At 41.2% G+C, this 18,555-nt stretch carries 17 protein-coding genes and 1 tRNA gene; 14 read left to right on the plus strand and 4 right to left on the minus strand.

The window, feature by feature from the left end:
* Positions 1-51: 51 nt before the first annotated feature.
* A protein-coding gene (locus IGK14_RS03395) for an IS3 family transposase (RefSeq protein ID WP_154694175.1) occupies positions 52-1,214 on the minus strand; the annotation gives its coding sequence in 2 pieces (ribosomal slippage) (positions 52-938 and positions 938-1,214; 1,164 coding nt in all).
* 224 nt (positions 1,215-1,438) lie between these two features.
* Positions 1,439-1,511: transfer RNA gene (locus tag IGK14_RS03400), tRNA-Lys, on the minus strand.
* A 78-nt stretch (positions 1,512-1,589) separates the two neighbouring features.
* On the opposite strand from IGK14_RS03400, the gene IGK14_RS03405 reads away from it, so the two are divergent.
* The 12 genes from IGK14_RS03405 to IGK14_RS03460 all read left to right on the plus strand — a co-directional run bounded on the left by IGK14_RS03405 (position 1,590) and on the right by IGK14_RS03460 (position 14,380).
* Positions 1,590-1,826, plus strand: coding sequence for a helix-turn-helix domain-containing protein (locus IGK14_RS03405; RefSeq protein ID WP_010747603.1), 237 nt, complete (start codon positions 1,590-1,592; stop codon positions 1,824-1,826).
* A gap of 60 nt (positions 1,827-1,886) precedes the next feature.
* Positions 1,887-3,074: a tyrosine-type recombinase/integrase gene (locus IGK14_RS03410; RefSeq protein WP_223347065.1), complete on the plus strand. Its 1,188-nt coding sequence runs from the start codon at positions 1,887-1,889 to the stop codon at positions 3,072-3,074.
* Positions 3,075-3,569: 495 nt separating this feature from the next.
* Positions 3,570-4,136: a DUF1836 domain-containing protein gene (locus IGK14_RS03415; protein ID WP_010747605.1), complete on the plus strand. Its 567-nt coding sequence runs from the start codon at positions 3,570-3,572 to the stop codon at positions 4,134-4,136.
* Positions 4,129-4,989, plus strand: coding sequence for a DegV family protein (locus IGK14_RS03420; RefSeq protein ID WP_010747606.1), 861 nt, complete (start codon positions 4,129-4,131; stop codon positions 4,987-4,989). The genes IGK14_RS03415 and IGK14_RS03420 overlap by 8 nt, the downstream gene beginning before the upstream one ends.
* A 132-nt stretch (positions 4,990-5,121) precedes the next feature.
* The gene (gene yycF / locus IGK14_RS03425; protein WP_010747607.1) at positions 5,122-5,826 is read left to right on the plus strand and encodes a response regulator YycF; all 705 of its coding nucleotides are present in this window, start codon (positions 5,122-5,124) and stop codon (positions 5,824-5,826) included.
* 3 nt (positions 5,827-5,829) lie between these two features.
* Complete coding sequence (gene walK / locus IGK14_RS03430) at positions 5,830-7,671, plus strand: cell wall metabolism sensor histidine kinase WalK (RefSeq protein WP_005225283.1); 1,842 nt, start codon at positions 5,830-5,832, stop codon at positions 7,669-7,671.
* Complete coding sequence (locus IGK14_RS03435) at positions 7,668-8,978, plus strand: YycH family regulatory protein (RefSeq protein ID WP_154694176.1); 1,311 nt, start codon at positions 7,668-7,670, stop codon at positions 8,976-8,978. Before walK ends, IGK14_RS03435 begins: the two co-directional genes overlap by 4 nt.
* Positions 8,979-9,833 carry a two-component system regulatory protein YycI gene (locus tag IGK14_RS03440; protein ID WP_154694177.1) on the plus strand — a complete coding sequence of 285 codons (855 nt, stop codon included), beginning with the start codon at positions 8,979-8,981 and terminating at the stop codon, positions 9,831-9,833.
* A 55-nt stretch (positions 9,834-9,888) separates the two neighbouring features.
* Positions 9,889-10,695: an MBL fold metallo-hydrolase gene (locus tag IGK14_RS03445; RefSeq protein ID WP_005231151.1), complete on the plus strand. Its 807-nt coding sequence runs from the start codon at positions 9,889-9,891 to the stop codon at positions 10,693-10,695.
* Positions 10,696-10,738: 43 nt separating this feature from the next.
* A complete protein-coding gene (locus IGK14_RS03450; RefSeq protein ID WP_010747610.1) occupies positions 10,739-11,476 on the plus strand; it encodes a MurR/RpiR family transcriptional regulator in 738 nt (245 codons plus the stop codon).
* A 155-nt stretch (positions 11,477-11,631) separates the two neighbouring features.
* A complete protein-coding gene (locus IGK14_RS03455) occupies positions 11,632-12,924 on the plus strand; it encodes a PTS sugar transporter subunit IIC (protein WP_005225288.1) in 1,293 nt (430 codons plus the stop codon).
* 25 nt (positions 12,925-12,949) lie between these two features.
* Positions 12,950-14,380 carry a 6-phospho-beta-glucosidase gene (locus IGK14_RS03460; RefSeq protein WP_154694178.1) on the plus strand — a complete coding sequence of 477 codons (1,431 nt, stop codon included), beginning with the start codon at positions 12,950-12,952 and terminating at the stop codon, positions 14,378-14,380.
* Positions 14,381-14,422: 42 nt separating this feature from the next.
* On the opposite strand, the gene IGK14_RS03465 is transcribed toward IGK14_RS03460, so the two are convergent.
* Positions 14,423-15,067, minus strand: coding sequence for a CPBP family intramembrane glutamic endopeptidase (locus IGK14_RS03465; RefSeq protein ID WP_154694179.1), 645 nt, complete (start codon positions 15,065-15,067; stop codon positions 14,423-14,425).
* Between the two features lie 217 nt (positions 15,068-15,284).
* Between IGK14_RS03465 and groES the strand changes: the two genes are divergently transcribed.
* Positions 15,285-15,569 carry a co-chaperone GroES gene (gene groES / locus IGK14_RS03470; protein WP_005225291.1) on the plus strand — a complete coding sequence of 95 codons (285 nt, stop codon included), beginning with the start codon at positions 15,285-15,287 and terminating at the stop codon, positions 15,567-15,569.
* Between the two features lie 32 nt (positions 15,570-15,601).
* Positions 15,602-17,230 carry a chaperonin GroEL gene (gene groL / locus IGK14_RS03475; protein WP_154694180.1) on the plus strand — a complete coding sequence of 543 codons (1,629 nt, stop codon included), beginning with the start codon at positions 15,602-15,604 and terminating at the stop codon, positions 17,228-17,230.
* 84 nt (positions 17,231-17,314) lie between these two features.
* Here groL and IGK14_RS03480 read toward each other — a convergent pair whose 3' ends face one another.
* On the minus strand, positions 17,315-18,454 hold the full coding sequence (locus tag IGK14_RS03480; protein ID WP_154694181.1) for a tyrosine-type recombinase/integrase: 1,140 nt from the start codon (positions 18,452-18,454) through the stop codon (positions 17,315-17,317).
* Positions 18,455-18,555 lie beyond the last annotated feature (101 nt).

An 18,555-nucleotide genomic window follows, 5' to 3' on the forward strand; every position in this document is an offset into this window, starting at 1 on the left:
CAATGAGCCTCCTCGGATGTGACGATCTTCGGCAGGAGCTAACAGTTAAAGTTAGACTGCCTCGCTAGCGTTAGCACATCCGAGCTCATTATCAAGGATTCGCTGCGCCAATCTCTGGTTACGGTAACCAACCGGTGTCTCGTAGCCAAGTGTACCGTGCAACCGAAGGTGGTTCCACCAATTGACATAGTCAAATAACTCCAAATCCAATTGTTGTAAGGTTTCAAATGTGTATTGATAGACAAATTCTACTTTCAACGACTTATAAGTTGATTCAGCTACGGCATTATCAAAAGGACAGCCTTTATGACTCAATGATCGATTGATGTCAAAAGTTGTTAATAATTCATCAATAGCTTGGTTATCAAACTCTTTTCCACGATCAGTATGAAAAATCTCAACCTCTGTCAGAGGTTGTTTGATACGGCTAAATGCTTTTTTTACTAGAACGGCATCTTTATGTTCTCCACAAGAATAGCCGAGAATTTCTCGATTGAACAGATCCAAAATGAAACAGATATAATTCCATTTTTTCCCGACTCGTACATAAGTCAAGTCTGTTACGATCGCTTCTAATGGGTTGTCTCTTAAGAATTTACGATTCAATACGTTTGTCGTTTTGGCTTCATTGCAAGTAGAATGATGTACTTTAAAATAAGCAACAGTATAGCTCGATTTTAATCCTCTATTTTTCATGATTCTACTAATTTTTCGTCGGCTGATCCGAATGCCTCGTTTTGATAAGGCTTTTTTTATTTTTCTTGAGCCGTAGGCCTTTCGGCTGCGGATAAATTCTTCAGCGACTACTTCTTCAAGTTCTGATTCGTCTTTCTTTGGTTTTGATTGATAATAATAGGACTGACGTGATAGACCTAATATTCTGCACATCGCTGATATAGGGTAAAGATGCTTATTCGCATCGATTACTTGTCTCTTCGTCCGAATATCAGCGCTGCTTGCTTTAAAATATCATTTTCCATTTCTAATTGCTGGTTTCTTTTACGTAGTTCTAACAATTCTTTTTGTTCAGGCGTAAGATTATCTTTTCCTTTGAATGAACCACTCGTTTTAGATTGCTTTACCCATTTGTCAAATGCTGAAGCCGTTAGTTCATATTCTCGAATGATTTCTACACGTGGCTTTCCAGCTAAGTAAAGATTGACGATTTGTTGCTTGAATTCTTGTGAAAAAGTTCTTCGTGTTCTCTTAGACATAAAAATTCCTCCTGGTATGTTTTCTTCTAGTCTACACACCTTAATTTTTCTGTCTAGTTAATTGTAGCCTATCCATCCCGCTGATGAACAGGGGGAGGAGGAGACTCCTGTGTACCTTTTCCAAGGTGGTTTAGAAAATGTTTAAAATAAAAAAAGGAACAGCATAAATGTTTTCGAAATGCTTTCGCACCAACATTTACCTGTTCCGTGGGTTTGGCACCCAATGGGCCATGAAGGACTCGAACCTTCGACACCTTGATTAAGAGTCAAGTGCTCTACCAACTAAGCTAATGGCCCAAAATTTATTACTTTGATATAGTATCACTATTTTAAAATGTTGGCAACAATAATCTATGGTTTTTTTAGGAGGTAAAAATGGATCGAAACATTTATGACGTCATGTTTGAGAACTATAAAGATCTGGTTGGAATAAATGAATTGAGAGAAATGTTAGGAGGGATAGGTAGAAATAAAGCTTATGGGTTACTAAAAGCGAACAAGATAAAACATGTCAAGATAGGCAGCAACTACAAGATTCCTAAAAAGTGTGTGATCGAATACTTACAAGATGCCCAAAATGTGGCAGATGAGCATACGCAGGCTATGGTATAATAAAGGTGTTAGAATTGCGTTTTCCATAGCTTGCTTTTTTCAGTTTTAGGAGGATTTGAATTGAAATTACGAGCGAATATTGTAGAAAAAAGAGGAACTCTCCAAGTTGTTGTAACAATAAAAGATGATTTTGGAAAAACTTCTCAACGATGGAGAGATACCAAACTAAAAAAGAAAGGAAATAAGAAAAGAGCTGAAAGAATAAAAGACCAATTTATATCTGAGATTGAGCAAGAAATTGCTATGAAACAAGAGGATTATCTTGTTTTAAAACAGGAAAGAACCGAAACACCTTTTGTCGATTACCTATATAGTTATCTTGAAACTGCTAAACCACAACTGTCTAAAACGTCTTACTTTAGTTATAAACGTTACATCGATATCAGGATAAAGGATTATTTTGGACCAAGTGGAATTATGTTATCTGATTTAAAACCGGTCCACTTGCAAAGGTTCTATCAAAAAATATTAGACGATGGGTGCACTGGAAATACTGCTCTACACTATCACGCCTTTATTAGAAAAGCTTTACAGGAAGCTTTTATGACAGAACAGATAGATAAAAATATTGCTGACCGTGTACGTAGACCAAAAAAGGACTCCTTCGTGCCAAACTTTTACACAAAGGATGATGTGCTAAAACTACTTCAAATATTCAAAGGTGAGAAGCTCTATCCAATAATTCTATTAACAGTATTTTATGGATTTAGGAGAAGTGAAGTTTTAGGGCTTAAATGGGATGCGATTGATTTTGTGAATAAGACGATTACCATTAAACATGTAGTTTTGGAAAATAAAGAAGACTTAACAACTGTTCTTAAAGAAGACAGAACTAAAAATGCTTCCAGCTATCGTTCTGTTCCTTTAATAGAAACAGTTGAAGAGGAGTTAGTGAAATTAGCTAGGTGGAAGGAAAAAAATAAAAAGCTTTTCGGAGCTGAATATAATTACGAAGACGACGATTACCTCTTTACCATGGAAAATGGCAATATCATAAGACCAGATTTCGTTTCCAAACGATTTGCGAAGGTAATCAAGAGAAACAATATAAAAAGGATACGATTCCACGATTTGAGACACACAACCGCTTCTATAATGATTGGAAATGGTGAGCACATGAAGAAGGTTCAAGAGTGGCTTGGTCATGCCTCTTATACGACAACTGCTAATCTTTACGCACACCTTGATCCAAGCTTTAAATATGCTTCTGCAGAAAATTTAGCTAATACATTTGGATTCAAAAAATAAATAACAAAAAAGACTTGATCAAAATTGAATGGCAAGTCTTTGAACGATTACTATTAAAAAAAAATCTGTCATTTTGTTGGCAAATTGTTGGCAATAAAATGGCTTGAAGATTATCAACTAAGTAAACCTCATTAAAACCTCTACATATCAACTTTTATAAACATACCTCTACATAAGAGGGCAGGTGATTAAGAGTCAGCTGCTCTACCAACTGAGCTAACGGCCCGTACCAAAAGTACTTCATTATCTTAGCACTCCATTGTTGAAAAATCAATCATTCTTTTGAAAAAAATATGCGCTTTTTTCAGTTGAGAAACTGGCGTTATCTTAATAAAACACCATTTGTTTCCCAAATTCAAATGGTAGGAAATTCTTAAAAGATTGATCAGATTGCTTTAAAAACTCAGAAAACCGTGATAAAATGTATCTAGTTATCAAAACTAGATGATTAGTTTGTGGTAATCTAACCTTCTGTTCGTCAAAATGGAGGATGACATGGAAAAATTACAAGCAGACATGAAAAATTGGGGCAATTCATTGCTGAAATTCCACCTGCCGAGATGGGAAGAATTGCCAACGCTGGAACTGTATATGGATCAGGTGATCACATTGATCGATCAATATTTATCGCCGGTGATCCAAACGGAAAAGCATCCGCTATTGACCTCTTCCATGGTCAATAATTATGTCAAAAAAGGGATGATTCCAGCACCAGAGAAGAAACGTTACAATCAAAAGCATCTCGCATTTTTGATTGCGATAACGATGCTCAAGCAAGTGCTGACGATTCCTGAAATAAAGACGGGGATCCTTTTTCAAGGGAAAGTTGTCGGCATCAGAAATGCCTACAATGTATTTTGTGAAGAACAAGAAAAAGCGATCCACCTTGTCGGCAAAGAAGCGATGGGAGAACCCGAACAAATGACGTCGGAACCGATCCCAATTGAATTAGTAGCCATGAAAGGTGCGACGCGTTCCTTTGCCAACAAACTATTGGCAGAAAAAACGATTGAATTAGAAGTCATTTATTTAGAAACACATAAAGGAGAAGCCCATGAATAAAGAGAAAATTGCCCTATTAGTTGATTCAGGTACCGATGTTCCCGCACAGATCATGGAGCAATACGGCATGTATATGCTGCCATTGCAAATTATCTACAAGGATCGGACCTATACCGATAAAGTTGATATTACTGCGGAAGAAATTTACGAGCGCTTGCCGCAAGAGATCCCTAGTACCTCGTTACCTGACGGTGCTGCGATCGGGGAAATCTTTGATCGGATCAAAGGCGATGGGTATGAGAAAGTCTTTGCCGTAACCATCTCCAGCGGATTGAGCGGAACGTTTAACGTCGTTCGCCTGTTAGGTGAACAACGGACGGATCTTGAGGTTTTCGTGCTTGATACGAAAAATATCGGGATCGGTGCAGGGCTGCAAGCGATTCGTGCAGCAGAACTGTTAGAAAAAGGCGTGACTTGGGAAGAACTGCGGGCACAATTAACGAATGAAGTGCCGAAAAACAAAGTCTTTTTCAACGTAGCTACCTTAGAGTATTTACAAAAAGGCGGCCGGATCGGTCTGGTTGCATCCATCTTAGGCAATGCCTTGAAATTGAACCCAATTATCTCTTGTAATGAAGAAGGGATCTACTATACGGTCGCAAAATCTCGTGGACGGAAGAAAAGCTTGGACAAAACCGTTGACTTGATCAAGCAATTCATCGGTGATCATCGCCATGTGCGTTTAGCCGTGGCGCAAGGTGATGCACTGCAAGAAGCCAAAGAGATGAAAGCACGATTAGAAGCCGAATTTCCTAAGGTCAAAGAAATCTTATTTGGACAAATCTCTCCCGCATTAGTCGTCCACACGGGACCTGGGTTGTTAGGGATCGGTATCCAGCTTTTAGAAGAGTAAAAAAGAAAGGCCCCGTGCCTTTCTTTTTTTGTGCTTTCCTTAAGAATAAGGCCGCGGTTTTTGGGAAAGATGAAAAGCCCGTTTAAATAATGTATAATAAGTAAGAAACCAAAAAAAATTGAGGTGACATTTTTGAAAAAGATCCTAGTCGTGGACGATGAGAAACCAATTTCTGATATCGTCAAATTTAATTTAACCAAAGAAGGATATGAAGTATATACCGCCTATGATGGAGAAGAGGCATTAGAAAAAGTAGCCGAGGTCGATCCTGATCTGATTTTGCTTGATTTGATGCTGCCAAAAATGGATGGGTTGGAAGTTGCACGGGAAGTGCGCAAAACCCATGACATGCCGATCATCATGGTCACAGCCAAAGATTCTGAAATCGATAAAGTACTAGGCCTCGAGCTTGGTGCGGACGATTATGTAACCAAACCATTTTCAAACCGGGAATTGGTGGCCCGTGTCAAAGCCAATCTGCGTCGCGGCTCGGCAGCTGCGAAGGAAGCAGACGATAACGCCAACAGCGAATTAACGATTGGTGATTTAACGATTCATCCTGATGCGTACATGGTCACTAAAAATGGTGCAGCTATCGAATTGACGCACCGAGAGTTTGAATTGATGCACTACTTGGCAAAACATCTTGGTCAAGTGATGACCCGAGAGCATTTATTGCAAACGGTTTGGGGCTATGACTACTTTGGTGATGTTCGGACCGTTGACGTGACGGTGCGTCGTTTACGTGAAAAAATCGAAGACAGCCCGAGCCATCCAAATTATTTGGTTACTCGTCGCGGAGTGGGCTATTACTTGCGGAACCCAGAACAGGAATAAGCTATGAAAAATAAAGTTCGCTTTTTTCAATCGGTGAACTTCAAAATCGCCCTGACTTTTATCTTGATCTTATTGATTGCGATCCAGATTATCGGGGCGTATTTTATTCGCGAATTGGAAAGAACAACGGTCGATGCCTTCAAACGCGACATGGAGGCACGTGCCAGCACGTTAGTGGTAACGTTAGGCTCTGAATTGAGTCGAATGGATAATGATGACGGTTTAGATTGGGATTCCATGAATGCTTCCTTGAATCGAATCTTAACGAGTACCAACTCATCGGAAATTTTGGAGATGCGGGTGGTGGATGAGCAAGGGATCATTCGTGCAACCACCAATATCAATGATCGTGGCTCGGTGGGAGAAAAAAATGATTACCGTGATTACGATACGAACCGCAGTGAAGTCCTCTATGATGAATCCAGCGGCCAGCGGGTGTTCAATATCGTGCAGTCGATCCAATCACCGACAGGGGATACCGTTTTAGGAACCCTTTATTTACGGAGCAATCTTGAGTCAAAATACAATGAAGTCAGTACGACTGCGGTCATTTTTGTGACAGCCTCGCTGATTGCGGCAGTGATTTCGATCATTGTGGCACTATTGGTCTCTCGTTCCATCACCCAACCGATCGGGGAGATGCGCGAACAAGCGATTCGCATCGCCAAAGGAGATTATAGCCGCAAGGTCGCGATTCATGGAAAAGATGAATTGGGGCAACTGGCGGAGACCTTTAATCAACTAGGAGAACGAATCGAAGAGACTCAAGAGGCGATGGAATCCGAGCGAAACCGCTTGGACAGCGTCTTGTCTCACATGACAGACGGCGTTGTTGCCACCGACCGACGAGGCAAAGTCATTACCATCAATGAGATGGCGATGTCCTTGTTAAATGTCAGCAACGAAGAAGCGATCGGGCAGTCGATTTTGACGTTATTGGAAATCGATGAAGAATACACGTTACGAAAGCTTTTGGAAAATCCTGAAGACATGCTGTTGGAGCGTCCTAGCAATGATTTGACGGGAACAAATATGATTTTGCGCATCGATTTCTCCATGATTCGTCGGGAGTCTGGCTTTATTTCTGGGTTAGTTGCGGTGATGCACGATGTTACAGAGCAAGAAAAAAATGAACAGGAACGGCGAGAGTTCGTTTCCAACGTTTCTCATGAGTTACGGACACCATTAACGAGTATGCGCAGCTACATCGAAGCGTTGAGTGAGGGTGCTTGGAAAGACCCGGAAATTGCGCCGAACTTTTTGAAAGTGACGTTGGATGAAACGGATCGAATGATTCGGATGATCAATGACTTGTTGAGTCTGTCGCGGATGGATAGCGGCAATTCGCAACTGCAGCTGGAATACATCAACTTCAATGAGATGGTCAATTTCGTGTTGGATCGTTTTGACATGATGGTGACGAATGAAAGCAAAAAATACTTGATTCGTCGGGAGTTCACTAAACGAGAATTGTGGGTGGAAGTCGACACCGATAAAATGATCCAAGTGATCGATAACATCATGAATAATGCCATCAAATATTCGCCAGATGGCGGGATCATTACGGTGAAATTGATGGAGACCCATAACAACATCGTACTTAGCATCAATGACCAAGGACTAGGGATTCCGAAAAAAGATCTCACGAAGATCTTTGATCGTTTTTACCGAGTCGACAAAGCTCGTGCCCGTCAGCAAGGAGGTACTGGCTTAGGATTGGCGATCTCACGAGAAGTCATCAAAGCTCATGGCGGTGCGATTTGGGCGGAAAGTCGAGAAAATCGCGGGTCAACATTTTACATCATGTTGCCGTATGAACCGTATGAGGAGGATTGGTGGGTATGAGAATCTCAGAAAAAATCATTCGTGTAGGTTTGATCGTAATGATCGCCTTGAGTTTTTATTTCTCCTATATGATTTGGCTGAATCCGACTGGGTTCAACAATGCCAGCACGGAAACAGATACCGGCGTCAATCCTTCGGTTCAAACCTACAAACAAAAAAGCGATTTGTTTTTGCCCCTGTATTTGACTTGGAATGACGAGGACGCGATCAAAGAAACCAACTCTGAAGCGGTGATTCGAGAGATCCAAGAGGTGATCAATGAGGCAACGATCAGTGATTTGACGCTGCGGACCTATGGCGAGGAACAAGCTTTTTCAAAAGCCCAAGAAGTCAATCAAGGGGTGTCCTTAAACTACTATACGACGTTTTACTTGAAAGATTATGAGAAAACCTTTGAAAAAGAGCTGTCCTTAGAGGACGAAAGTGAAACAGAGGATTTTCCGTTTTCCCGCATCCAGTTTGACCTTGAAGAAAACACGATCCAATTTGTTGATTTTACCCATCAACGAGTGGTGCGAGGCAAAATCGACTGGGACAAAAGCCAAGTAAAACACTTACTAGCAGACAACCCTCGGGAATGGACGACAATGGTGGCAGATGAAGAACGATCCAGCAAGCAATATTATACGCAGGATTCGATCAAGCTGAAAAAATACAGCTACTATTCTTCGACCCAATCTCAGAGCTTGTTTCGAGAAGCCTTTTTCAGCAATCCTAAAAACGTCAAGATCAATGATGAAAGTGTCGATACCTACTATTATGAAGGTGGGCAAAACATGACGGTCTTGCAAGATCAGCAGCAAGTCAAGTTTGAAACCACCACAAATGGTTCCGATGAAACGGATCTGGCGATGTTGAGTGCGGATTATATTATTCGTTTAGGCAACAATTTTGGGACGATCCGCTATTTTGATCAACAAGACAAGCACTTGGATTATCGGGTTTTCGTTGAAGGCTATCCAGTCTTTAGTACTGGTGGTCAAGGGGTGATCAGTGTGGCTTTTTCAGAAAGTGGTCAGACCGGCAGTCGGGAAATGACGATTTCTGCCAGTTTGAACGCGATTCAAGTGCCGATTCCTTCTGAAACCGAGATTGAATTGCCCTCTAGTTTGTCGGTCAAAAATGAGCTGATTGCGGCAGGGGCTGATCCGGAATTATTGCAACAGATCATCGTTGGCTATCAATGGGGGGAGATCAAAGATGCACCACTCGTTGATTTGACGCCTGCTTGGTATGTCAATTATGACTCGTCTTGGATCAGTTATGATGCATTAATGACAAAATTAGCAGAAACGGAGGAGAATTAATTGGATTTTAAACGAATCGAATGGATTTTTTTCCTCGCTTTTCTTGGTCTGAACGTCTTTTTATTCAATGTTTACAGTGAGGCTCGCAGCGAGCATCAGATGGTTTCTCAATCAAACCAAACGATTCCTATCGAACAACGTCTCGAGTCTGAGGACATTCGGTATTCTGGCGAATTATCAGATGAGGTCTTGAGTGGCTATTATTTGAGCGGTGAACAGACGGATTTTGATGTGGAGCTACGAAATCCGCAACTCAATACGCAGTTCAAAAGAGGGTCGATGGTCAAAGGTCAGCAGTTGATCCATGTCTCAACCAATGGCTTTTACATCAGTGATGATTCCCAAACGGAAGAAACCGTCAATGGTTTTTTGCAACGAAAAGATCAAGTCCTGTTTGGGGATGAATATGACTATTTGGAAAACCTCTCTGTCTTAAATGCCAATCATCCGACCGTGGTGGCGGTTCAATCCTATGAAGGCATTCCTTTCAATGACAGCTCAAGTCGAATCGATATCACCTTAGAACAAACGGATGATTTACTGCAGATTGCCCGCTATACGCAAACACATATCTCCAATATTACGCCTCTAAGGGAAAAGATGACGGTCTATTCAGAAAAAGAAGCAGTAAATACGCTTTATCTGAACAACAAGCTGCCAAGTCACTCGAAAATACTCTGGACGGAATTAGCCTATACGATGATTTTGAAAGTTAGGGAAAAAAATGTGTATATTCCTGCATGGTTTATTGCGTTCCAATTAGATGGCGATGACACCATCCAAATCGAAACGGTCAATGCCTTTAGCAATCGGATCATCACGAATAATGCCGTTCAAAAGGTAGAAAATCCATAAAAAAGCGGGTATAATGGAACTCGTTGAAACAACCAGAGAGGAAGTCACGTAAACCATGATGAAGGAAAATGCCTTTCAAGTAAGTATCCTAGCCAGCGGAAGCTCAGGAAATTCGCTCTATATCGAAAGCAATAAAAAGCGGATCTTAGTGGATGCCGGTTTGAGCGGCAAGAAGATCACTTCATTATTGGATGAAGTAGGGCGCAAACCAGAAGACTTGGACGCCATTCTTGTGACCCACGAACACCGAGATCATATCCACGGTGTCGGCGTACTGGCGCGAAAATACAAACTTGATGTCTATGCGAATACAAAAACATGGCAAGCGATGGATCCAATGATCGGTAACGTCGCTGTCGAACAAAAACACATCTTTGAAATGGGAAAAGTCCTGACTTTGGGTGACTTGGACATCGAAAGCTTTGGTGTCTCCCACGATGCTGCAGCGCCGCAATTTTATCGTTTCCATAAAGACGGCAAATCATTCGTGATGTTGACGGATACCGGTTATTGCAGCGATCATGTACGAGGCATTATCAAAGGCGCCGATGCGTACCTTGTGGAAAGCAACCATGACCTAGAAATGCTGCGAATGGGCCCTTACCCATGGAGCCTCAAACAGCGAATTCTTGGAGATCGTGGTCACTTATCGAATGAAGATGGCGCTCTGGTCATGACGGATATCTTGACCGACAATACCAAACGGGTCTATCTTGGTCATTTAAGTAAAGAAAACAACTTGAAAGAGTTGGCGCACTTAACGATGGTCAACACCATGAAAGAACATGATCTAGGTGTTGGAGAAACATTTGAAGTCTATGATACTGATCCTGACAAAGCGACGGAATTATTTGCAATCTAATCGATCAAACAAAGGATAAAATTGTCGGGTGGAGGCAGCAGGTATGTTTGATGAAGAAAAAATCAAGCGTCTGAACGAGCTTGAAATGGCTGTTTATAAGTACATTGTCCAGCATTTTGAAGAGATCGATCAGCTGACGATCCGCGAATTGTCAGCTGCATGCCATGTCTCGACCTCGACGATTTTACGATGTATCACGAAATTAGGCTATCGCGGGTATTCAGAATTAAAGTATGCGATCTGTCAAAAAAAGGAACAAGATGCACGAGCGTTTGATCTTTTCTATGATGCAACGATCCAAGTCAATACATTCTTAAAAAAAGTCAATAATGAAGATTACCGTAAGTTTATCCAGCCGGCGGTAGAGCTGATTCTTTCCGCACGCCATGTGGCGTTTTCAGGTATCGGCACAAGTGGCATTCTTGGCACCTATGGCAGTCGCTATTTTGCTAATTTAGGCATCAATGCCTATAGCATCGTCGATCCCTTTTTGCCAGTACCGCCTCGTGGGATGGAAAATACGTTAGCGATCATTTTATCAGTTTCGGGGGAAACCATTCAAATGATCAAGCAAACGGAGGACTTCAAACGGTATGGGGCAAAAGTACTCAGTATCACCAATGATGAAAAATCGACGATCGCCCAAATGGCAGATTACAATATTTCCTACTATATGCCCGTCGTCAGTGGGGGAAAAGAAGTCGATTTGAATCTGACGACGCAAGTCCCGGTGATTACACTGATCGAACTTTTAGCCCATCAAGTCTACAAGCAAATCTAAGTGATCGTAAAAAAACAGCTTCGGCTGTTTTTTTTGTTGGAACATGTTTCATAACTTAGAAAAGCTATAGGCAAGGGGAATATTATCTATTAAGATTTATTTGTAAGCGAATTCACTGGCCGGTGGATGGAATTTTATTTTAGGAGTGATGTGAGATGAACGAATGGATCAATGAGAAATTATTACCCCCAATATTAAAATTTGTCAATACGAAAGCAATCACTGCATTAAGAAACGGTATGCTCTATACGATGCCCTTTTCAATCGTAGGATCGATTTTCCTACTATTAGCAAACTTTCCCGTCCAGTCGATTGCGGATTGGGTAACGAATAGCGGCTTAGGTGAATACTTCAACCAAGCCTATGGCGCCTCTTTTGCAATTATGGCCTTTTTCGCCGTAATGGGCATCGCCTATTCGTATGTAAAAGCAGAAGGTTACGAAGGACTCCCTGCAGGAATGATTGGTTTAGTTATTTTCTTATTAACTATGGAGTCAAGTGTGACGGATGCTGAAGCAAATGTGACCATCGCAAATGTCATTGATAAGACGTGGACCGGTGGACAAGGAATGATCAGTGCCATCTTAGTGGGACTTTTTGTGGGTTGGGGCTATACGTGGTTCTTGAAACGCGACATCCGAATCAAACTGCCAGAGCAAGTACCCACCAATGTCGCAAACTCATTTACAGCATTGATTCCAGCCGCTGTTTTGACGACCATCGCATTAGGCATTTATATTTTCTTTGATAAAGTTTTTCAAACAACCGTGGTCGAATGGATCTACACCGTGATTCAAAGTCCAATGCAAGGGGTGACGGATTCCCTTGGTGGTGCAATGATGCTAGGCTTCTTAGTGCCATTCTTGTGGTTCTTTGGGGTTCACGGTTCGACGATCGTGGGCGGGATCATGGGACCAATTTTACAAGCCAATTCACTAGCCAATACGGCTATTCTTGAATCTGGTAAAGCATTGACATTAGAAAATGGCGGACACATCGTGACCCAGCAGTTTTTGGATCAATTTATGACGGTAACTGGCGCAGGAATGACGATTGGGATCGTGCTATACATGGTGGCTTTTGCCCGTTCGGCGCAGTTCAAACAATTAGGACGTCTTTCCTTGATCCCGGCATTCTTTAATATCAATGAACCAATTATTTTTGCGACACCGATCGTCATGAACCCAATCATGGTATTACCATTTATTTTGACACCGATGGTTTCAGGCGTGATCACGTATTTTGCACTTTATACCGGTATCGTACCGCTATTTACTGCTGTGCAAGTTCCCTGGACGACTCCGCCGATCATTTCAGGTTTTCTAGTAGGTGGCATTCGGACCGCTATTTTACAATTTGTTGTTTTAGCAATCGGCTTCTTTATTTACTATCCTTTCATTCGTAAGGTCGATAGTTTGAACTATAAACAAGAAACAGAGATCGTTTAATACCAAGGAAGCAGGTTGAATAGAAATGAATAAACTAAGAAGCGATTTTTTATGGGGTGGCGCAGTCGCTGCTCACCAATTGGAAGGCGGCTATCGTGCGGGTGGAAAAGGCGTGAGTGTCGCTGATGTCATGACTGTCGGAGGCAACGGAATTCCTCGCCGAATCACGGAAGGGATCCAACCGGGCGAAAGCTATCCCAATCATGAAGCGATCGATTTTTATCATCGGTATCCTGAAGACATCAAGCTTTTTGCCGAATTAGGGTTGAAGTGCTTCCGAACATCGATTGCCTGGACCCGTATTTTTCCAAAGGGGGATGAGCACGAGCCGAATGAGGAAGGCCTGGCCTTTTATGATCAATTATTCGATGAGTGTTTAAGCTATGGCATTGAGCCAGTCATTACCCTGTCTCACTTTGAAATGCCTTATCATTTAGTGACCGAATACGGAGGTTGGCGTAACCGTAAATTGATCGATTTGTTTGTCCGCTTTGCAGAAGTTTGTTTTACGCGCTATCAAAAGAAAGTGAAGTATTGGATGACCTTCAATGAAATCAATAATCAAGCAAACTATAAAGAAGATTTTGCGCCATTTACCAATTCTGGTCTGTTCTTTACGGAAGGAGAAGACCGAGAAAAAGTCATGTACCAAGCAGCTCATTACGAGCTCGTTGCCAGTGCAAAAGCGGTGGTGCTAGGACATGCGATCAATCCTGCGTTTCAAATCGGATCGATGATCGCGATGTGCCCAATCTATCCGTATTCTTGCGATCCCAAAGACATGATGGCAGCCACGGTGGCCATGCAACGGCGCTATTGGTTTTCAGATGTTCATGCCCGTGGGCACTATCCGAGTTATATGCGCAGCTATTTTGAAAGAAAACAATTTGATTTAGATATCACCCCTGAAGATGAAGCAGCTTTGGCAAAAGGTTGTGTTGACTACATTGGTTTTAGCTACTATATGTCTTTTGCGATCAAAGGCAAGGAGAATGATCCAACCTATGACTATGATGAGAGCCAAGATCTGGTGGACAATCCTTATGTCGATGCTTCTGAATGGGGCTGGCAGATTGATCCCGTAGGCTTGCGCTATGCCATGAACTGGTTTAACGAACGCTACGAATTACCGCTTTTCATTGTAGAAAATGGCTTTGGTGCGGTGGATACGGTGGAAGAGGATGGACAGATCCACGATGACTACCGTATTGACTACCTAAAAGCCCATATCGAAATGATGAAAGAAGCAGTAGCTTATGATGGCGTCGACTTATTAGGTTATACACCGTGGGGCATCATTGACTTAGTTTCTGCGGGGACAGGGGAAATGAAGAAACGCTATGGTGTGATCTATGTGGACAAAGACAATGAAGGAAATGGAACCCTTGCTCGTCAGAAGAAAGATTCATTTGCATGGTATCAGCAAGTGATTGCGTCCAATGGCACGAAGGTCTAAAGAAAAAAACGTTACGCAAAATTTCTGCGTAGCGTTTTTTCTTTAGGGCATTTGGATATAGCCGTAATGAAGCAATAACTGAATAATAATAACTAAAGTGTTCATTCCCACATGGGTGATCATGGAAGTCCAAATACTGCCGGTCAAAGCATAAAGCCCAGAAAAGAACAGTCCTAAGAAAATATAGACTAAGAGATGATTGTCATTGTGGGCAAAGGCAAAGGCTACGGCGCTGACCACTACACCAACCCAAACATTGCTGTATTTCCCAATGATGCCAACTAAGGCTCTGCGGAAAACAAATTCCTCCATAATTGGCCCACCGACCATTGCTGCGAGAGCAAAGAGTGGGTTTTGCACCACGATGGCAATGATGTTTTCGGTATTTTGCGAAGCGCTGACTTCTCCGAAAAAGGATTCGATAAAGATGGCTAGATTTTGCAACAAAATCGCTGCGACAATGCCGGTTAGCCCGTAAATAAGAATCGCTGAGACTTTGGTTCTTTTGTGTTCAAACGATAGCGGTTCTGTTTGTTTGAAATACAAGAAAAACATGATCGCTGCACCAGCTAAGTAACCGATCGTTGTTGCTGCTACTTGATGTCCGCTAGGGACGAAGGCGATCGGTAGAAAAAAGACGATGCCGTAAGTAAGAATCGTGGACAAAGAATATTTTGATAAAGACATAGTTGTTTCCTCACACTCCTTTGCTTCATTATAGACTAGGTTGCTTCTAGAAACAAAAAATCCTACTATATTTATCAATCAATTAGAAATGCAAAAAAAATTTAGCAAAAGGCTTGCAAAAATTTGGGAAAATGAGTAATATTGAAACTGTAAGTTAGCACTCGATACAAGAGAGTGCTAATGCTAAATTCTATAACATTCATTGGAGGGATTTATCGTGTTAAGACCATTAGGTGATCGTGTGATTATCGAAGTCGCAAAAGAAGAAGAAAAAACTGTAGGCGGAATCGTGCTTGCATCAGCAGCAAAAGAAAAACCACAAACGGGTACCGTTATTGCAGTCGGCGAAGGACGCACGCTCGAAAACGGTGAAAAAGCTCCTGTTGCTGTCAACGTTGGCGAACAAGTAATGTTCGAAAAATACGCTGGCACAGAAGTGAAATATGAAGGAACAGAATATTTGATCGTTGCTGCAAAAGATATCATTGCAGTAGTAGAATAAGAAAAATAAAAAATACTTGAGGTGATGAAATCATGGCAAAAGAAATCAAATTTGCAGAAGACGCACGCGCAGCAATGCTTCGTGGGGTAGATAAATTAGCAGATACAGTAAAAGTAACCTTAGGCCCTAAAGGTCGTAACGTGGTTTTAGAAAAATCTTACGGTTCACCATTGATCACAAATGACGGTGTAACGATCGCTAAAGAAATCGAATTAGAAGATCATTTTGAAAACATGGGCGCAAAACTTGTTTCTGAAGTCGCTTCAAAAACAAACGATATCGCTGGTGACGGAACAACGACTGCTACGTTATTGACACAAGCAATCGTTCGTGAAGGATTGAAAAATGTCACCGCTGGTGCGAACCCATTAGGTATTCGTCGTGGGATCGAAATGGCAACAAAAGTGGCTGTAGAAGAGCTACACAACATTTCATCAATCGTTGATTCAAAAGAAGCAATCGCACAAGTTGGTGCTGTTTCTTCTGGTAGTGAAAAAGTTGGTCAATACATCGCTGATGCAATGGAAAAAGTCGGCAATGACGGTGTTATCACTATTGAAGAATCAAAAGGGATCGAAACAGAATTAGATGTTGTGGAAGGAATGCAATTTGATCGTGGTTACTTATCACAATACATGGTAACTGACAACGATAAAATGGAAGCAGCGTTAGAAAATCCATACATCTTGATCACTGACAAAAAAATCTCTAACATCCAAGATATCTTGCCATTGTTAGAACAAATCTTACAACAATCAAAACCATTATTGATCATCGCTGATGACGTTGATGGCGAAGCATTACCAACACTTGTATTGAACAAAATCCGTGGAACATTCAATGTTGTCGCAGTGAAAGCACCAGGATTTGGTGACCGTCGTAAAGCAATGCTAGAAGACATTGCGATCTTAACTGGTGGTACAGTGATCACTGAAGACTTAGGTCTTGAGTTGAAAGATGCAACCATCGATAACTTAGGTCAAGCAAGCAAAGTGGTTGTGGATAAAGACAACACAACAATCGTTGAAGGTGCTGGTGAAAAAGAAGCAATTGACGCACGCGTTCAATTGATCAAAAAACAAATCGCTGATACAACTTCTGACTTTGACCGTGAAAAACTACAAGAACGCTTAGCAAAACTTGCTGGTGGGGTTGCTGTGATCAAAGTTGGGGCACCAACTGAAACTGAATTGAAAGAATTGAAATTACGTATTGAAGATGCATTGAATGCAACACGTGCCGCTGTTGAAGAAGGCATGGTCTCAGGTGGGGGAACTGCCTTAGTCAATGTCATCAACAAAGTTGCAGAAATCGAAACAGATGGCGATGCAGCAACAGGTGTCAAAATCGTTTTACGTGCCTTAGAAGAACCAGTTCGTCAAATTGCTGAAAATGCAGGCTACGAAGGTTCAGTGATCATCGACAAATTGAAAAACGCTGACTTAGGCGTTGGTTTCAATGCAGCAACTGGCGAATGGGTAAACATGCTAGAAGCTGGGATCGTTGACCCAACAAAAGTGACGCGTTCTGCATTACAAAACGCAGCTTCTGTTGCCGCATTATTGTTAACAACTGAAGCAGTCGTTGCCGACAAACCAGAACCAGCAGCGCCAGCAGCTCCTGCAATGGACCCATCAATGGGTATGGGCGGCATGATGTAGTTATAATAAAAGAACCTCTATTTATAGGGGTTCTTTTGTTTGTTTAATGTCAATTTTATACAAAAGGGGCAAAAAAGGGGCAAATTACAAATTGTTTAATCGATCGACAACCTGCTCTTTGGATTTTTTGGTTACGTGATTATAAATTGATAAAGTCGTGTTGGCATCGGAATGTCCGACTCTCTCCATTATGGTTTTTAAAGGAAGATTCAATTCAGCTAGTAAAGAAATATGACTATGTCTGAATATGTGTGAGGATAAGTTTTTATCCCATTTTAGTTCGTCTTGAACTCTATGCAGTACCATATTAAAGCTATGGAGAGACAACGGAGTACCTCTAGATGATTTTAATATATAATCCTCGTTACTTTGGGAGCCGAATACTAAAGAGTTGTGTTCTATGATTTCATTAACAATTTTTACTGCTCTATTAGGCAAAGAAACTATTCTTTTAGAATAGATATTTTTAGGTGAAGTTTTTATAGCATCTGCCATTTTTAAGAAAGAATAGTCCAATGTGCCGTTAATATCCAAAGTACTCCCGTCAAAGTCCTTTACTTGTAATGCCTGTAACTCTCCGTATCTTAGGCCTGTTAAATATAACAATTCTGCAATGTTAGCGTGCAATAATCTTTTAGTAGATTTTCTCATATATACAAGCAACTCTGTCATTTCGCTTTGATCAAGGTATTTTTCATCCATGTTCTTTTTTCTTTTTTCTTCTTCAGCTTTTTTTCTTTGAATTTTGACATTCAGCGCTAGATTTTGTTTAATATACTTTTTCTCAACTGCATAATTCAACATGATTGAAAGGGTCGTCTTGGTCTGTTTCGTATAATTCAAGGATAGATCACCGAAAGTATACATTTTTTCTGTAATATTACGAATCATATTCTCGTCTATATTTCGAACAAGAACATCGTCAGATATAACTTTCTGAATATGTTTCATCATCTTTGGAACTTTGGTCCAGCTTGTTCTTTTTACATGTTGTTGATAATAAACAAACCACTCTTCGTAAAGCTCCTTGAAAGTGATGTCAGATTTATCATAATTACTCAAAGCTTCCTCTATTTTTTTGTCTAATATTTTCTGTGCATTCTTCCAGGCTCTGGAAGAATCACTTGTTAGAACAGTACTTGTCTTTTTCCATTTTTCGGTATAGGGATCTTTGTATCTTTCTATAAACTTATATCTTCCGTTGCCTAAAGATTCGCTCCACATTGTGTGTACCTCAATTCTTTGTTACAATAGGCATGACTAAATAAGCCTATCGTTTATTTTGTTTTGCACGCCTGTCTTTGGTCGGAGGGGCGTGTTTTTTT

The sequence above is a fragment of the Enterococcus sp. DIV0970a genome, from assembly GCF_051711265.1.
Lineage (GTDB): Bacteria > Bacillota > Bacilli > Lactobacillales > Enterococcaceae > Enterococcus_D > Enterococcus_D casseliflavus.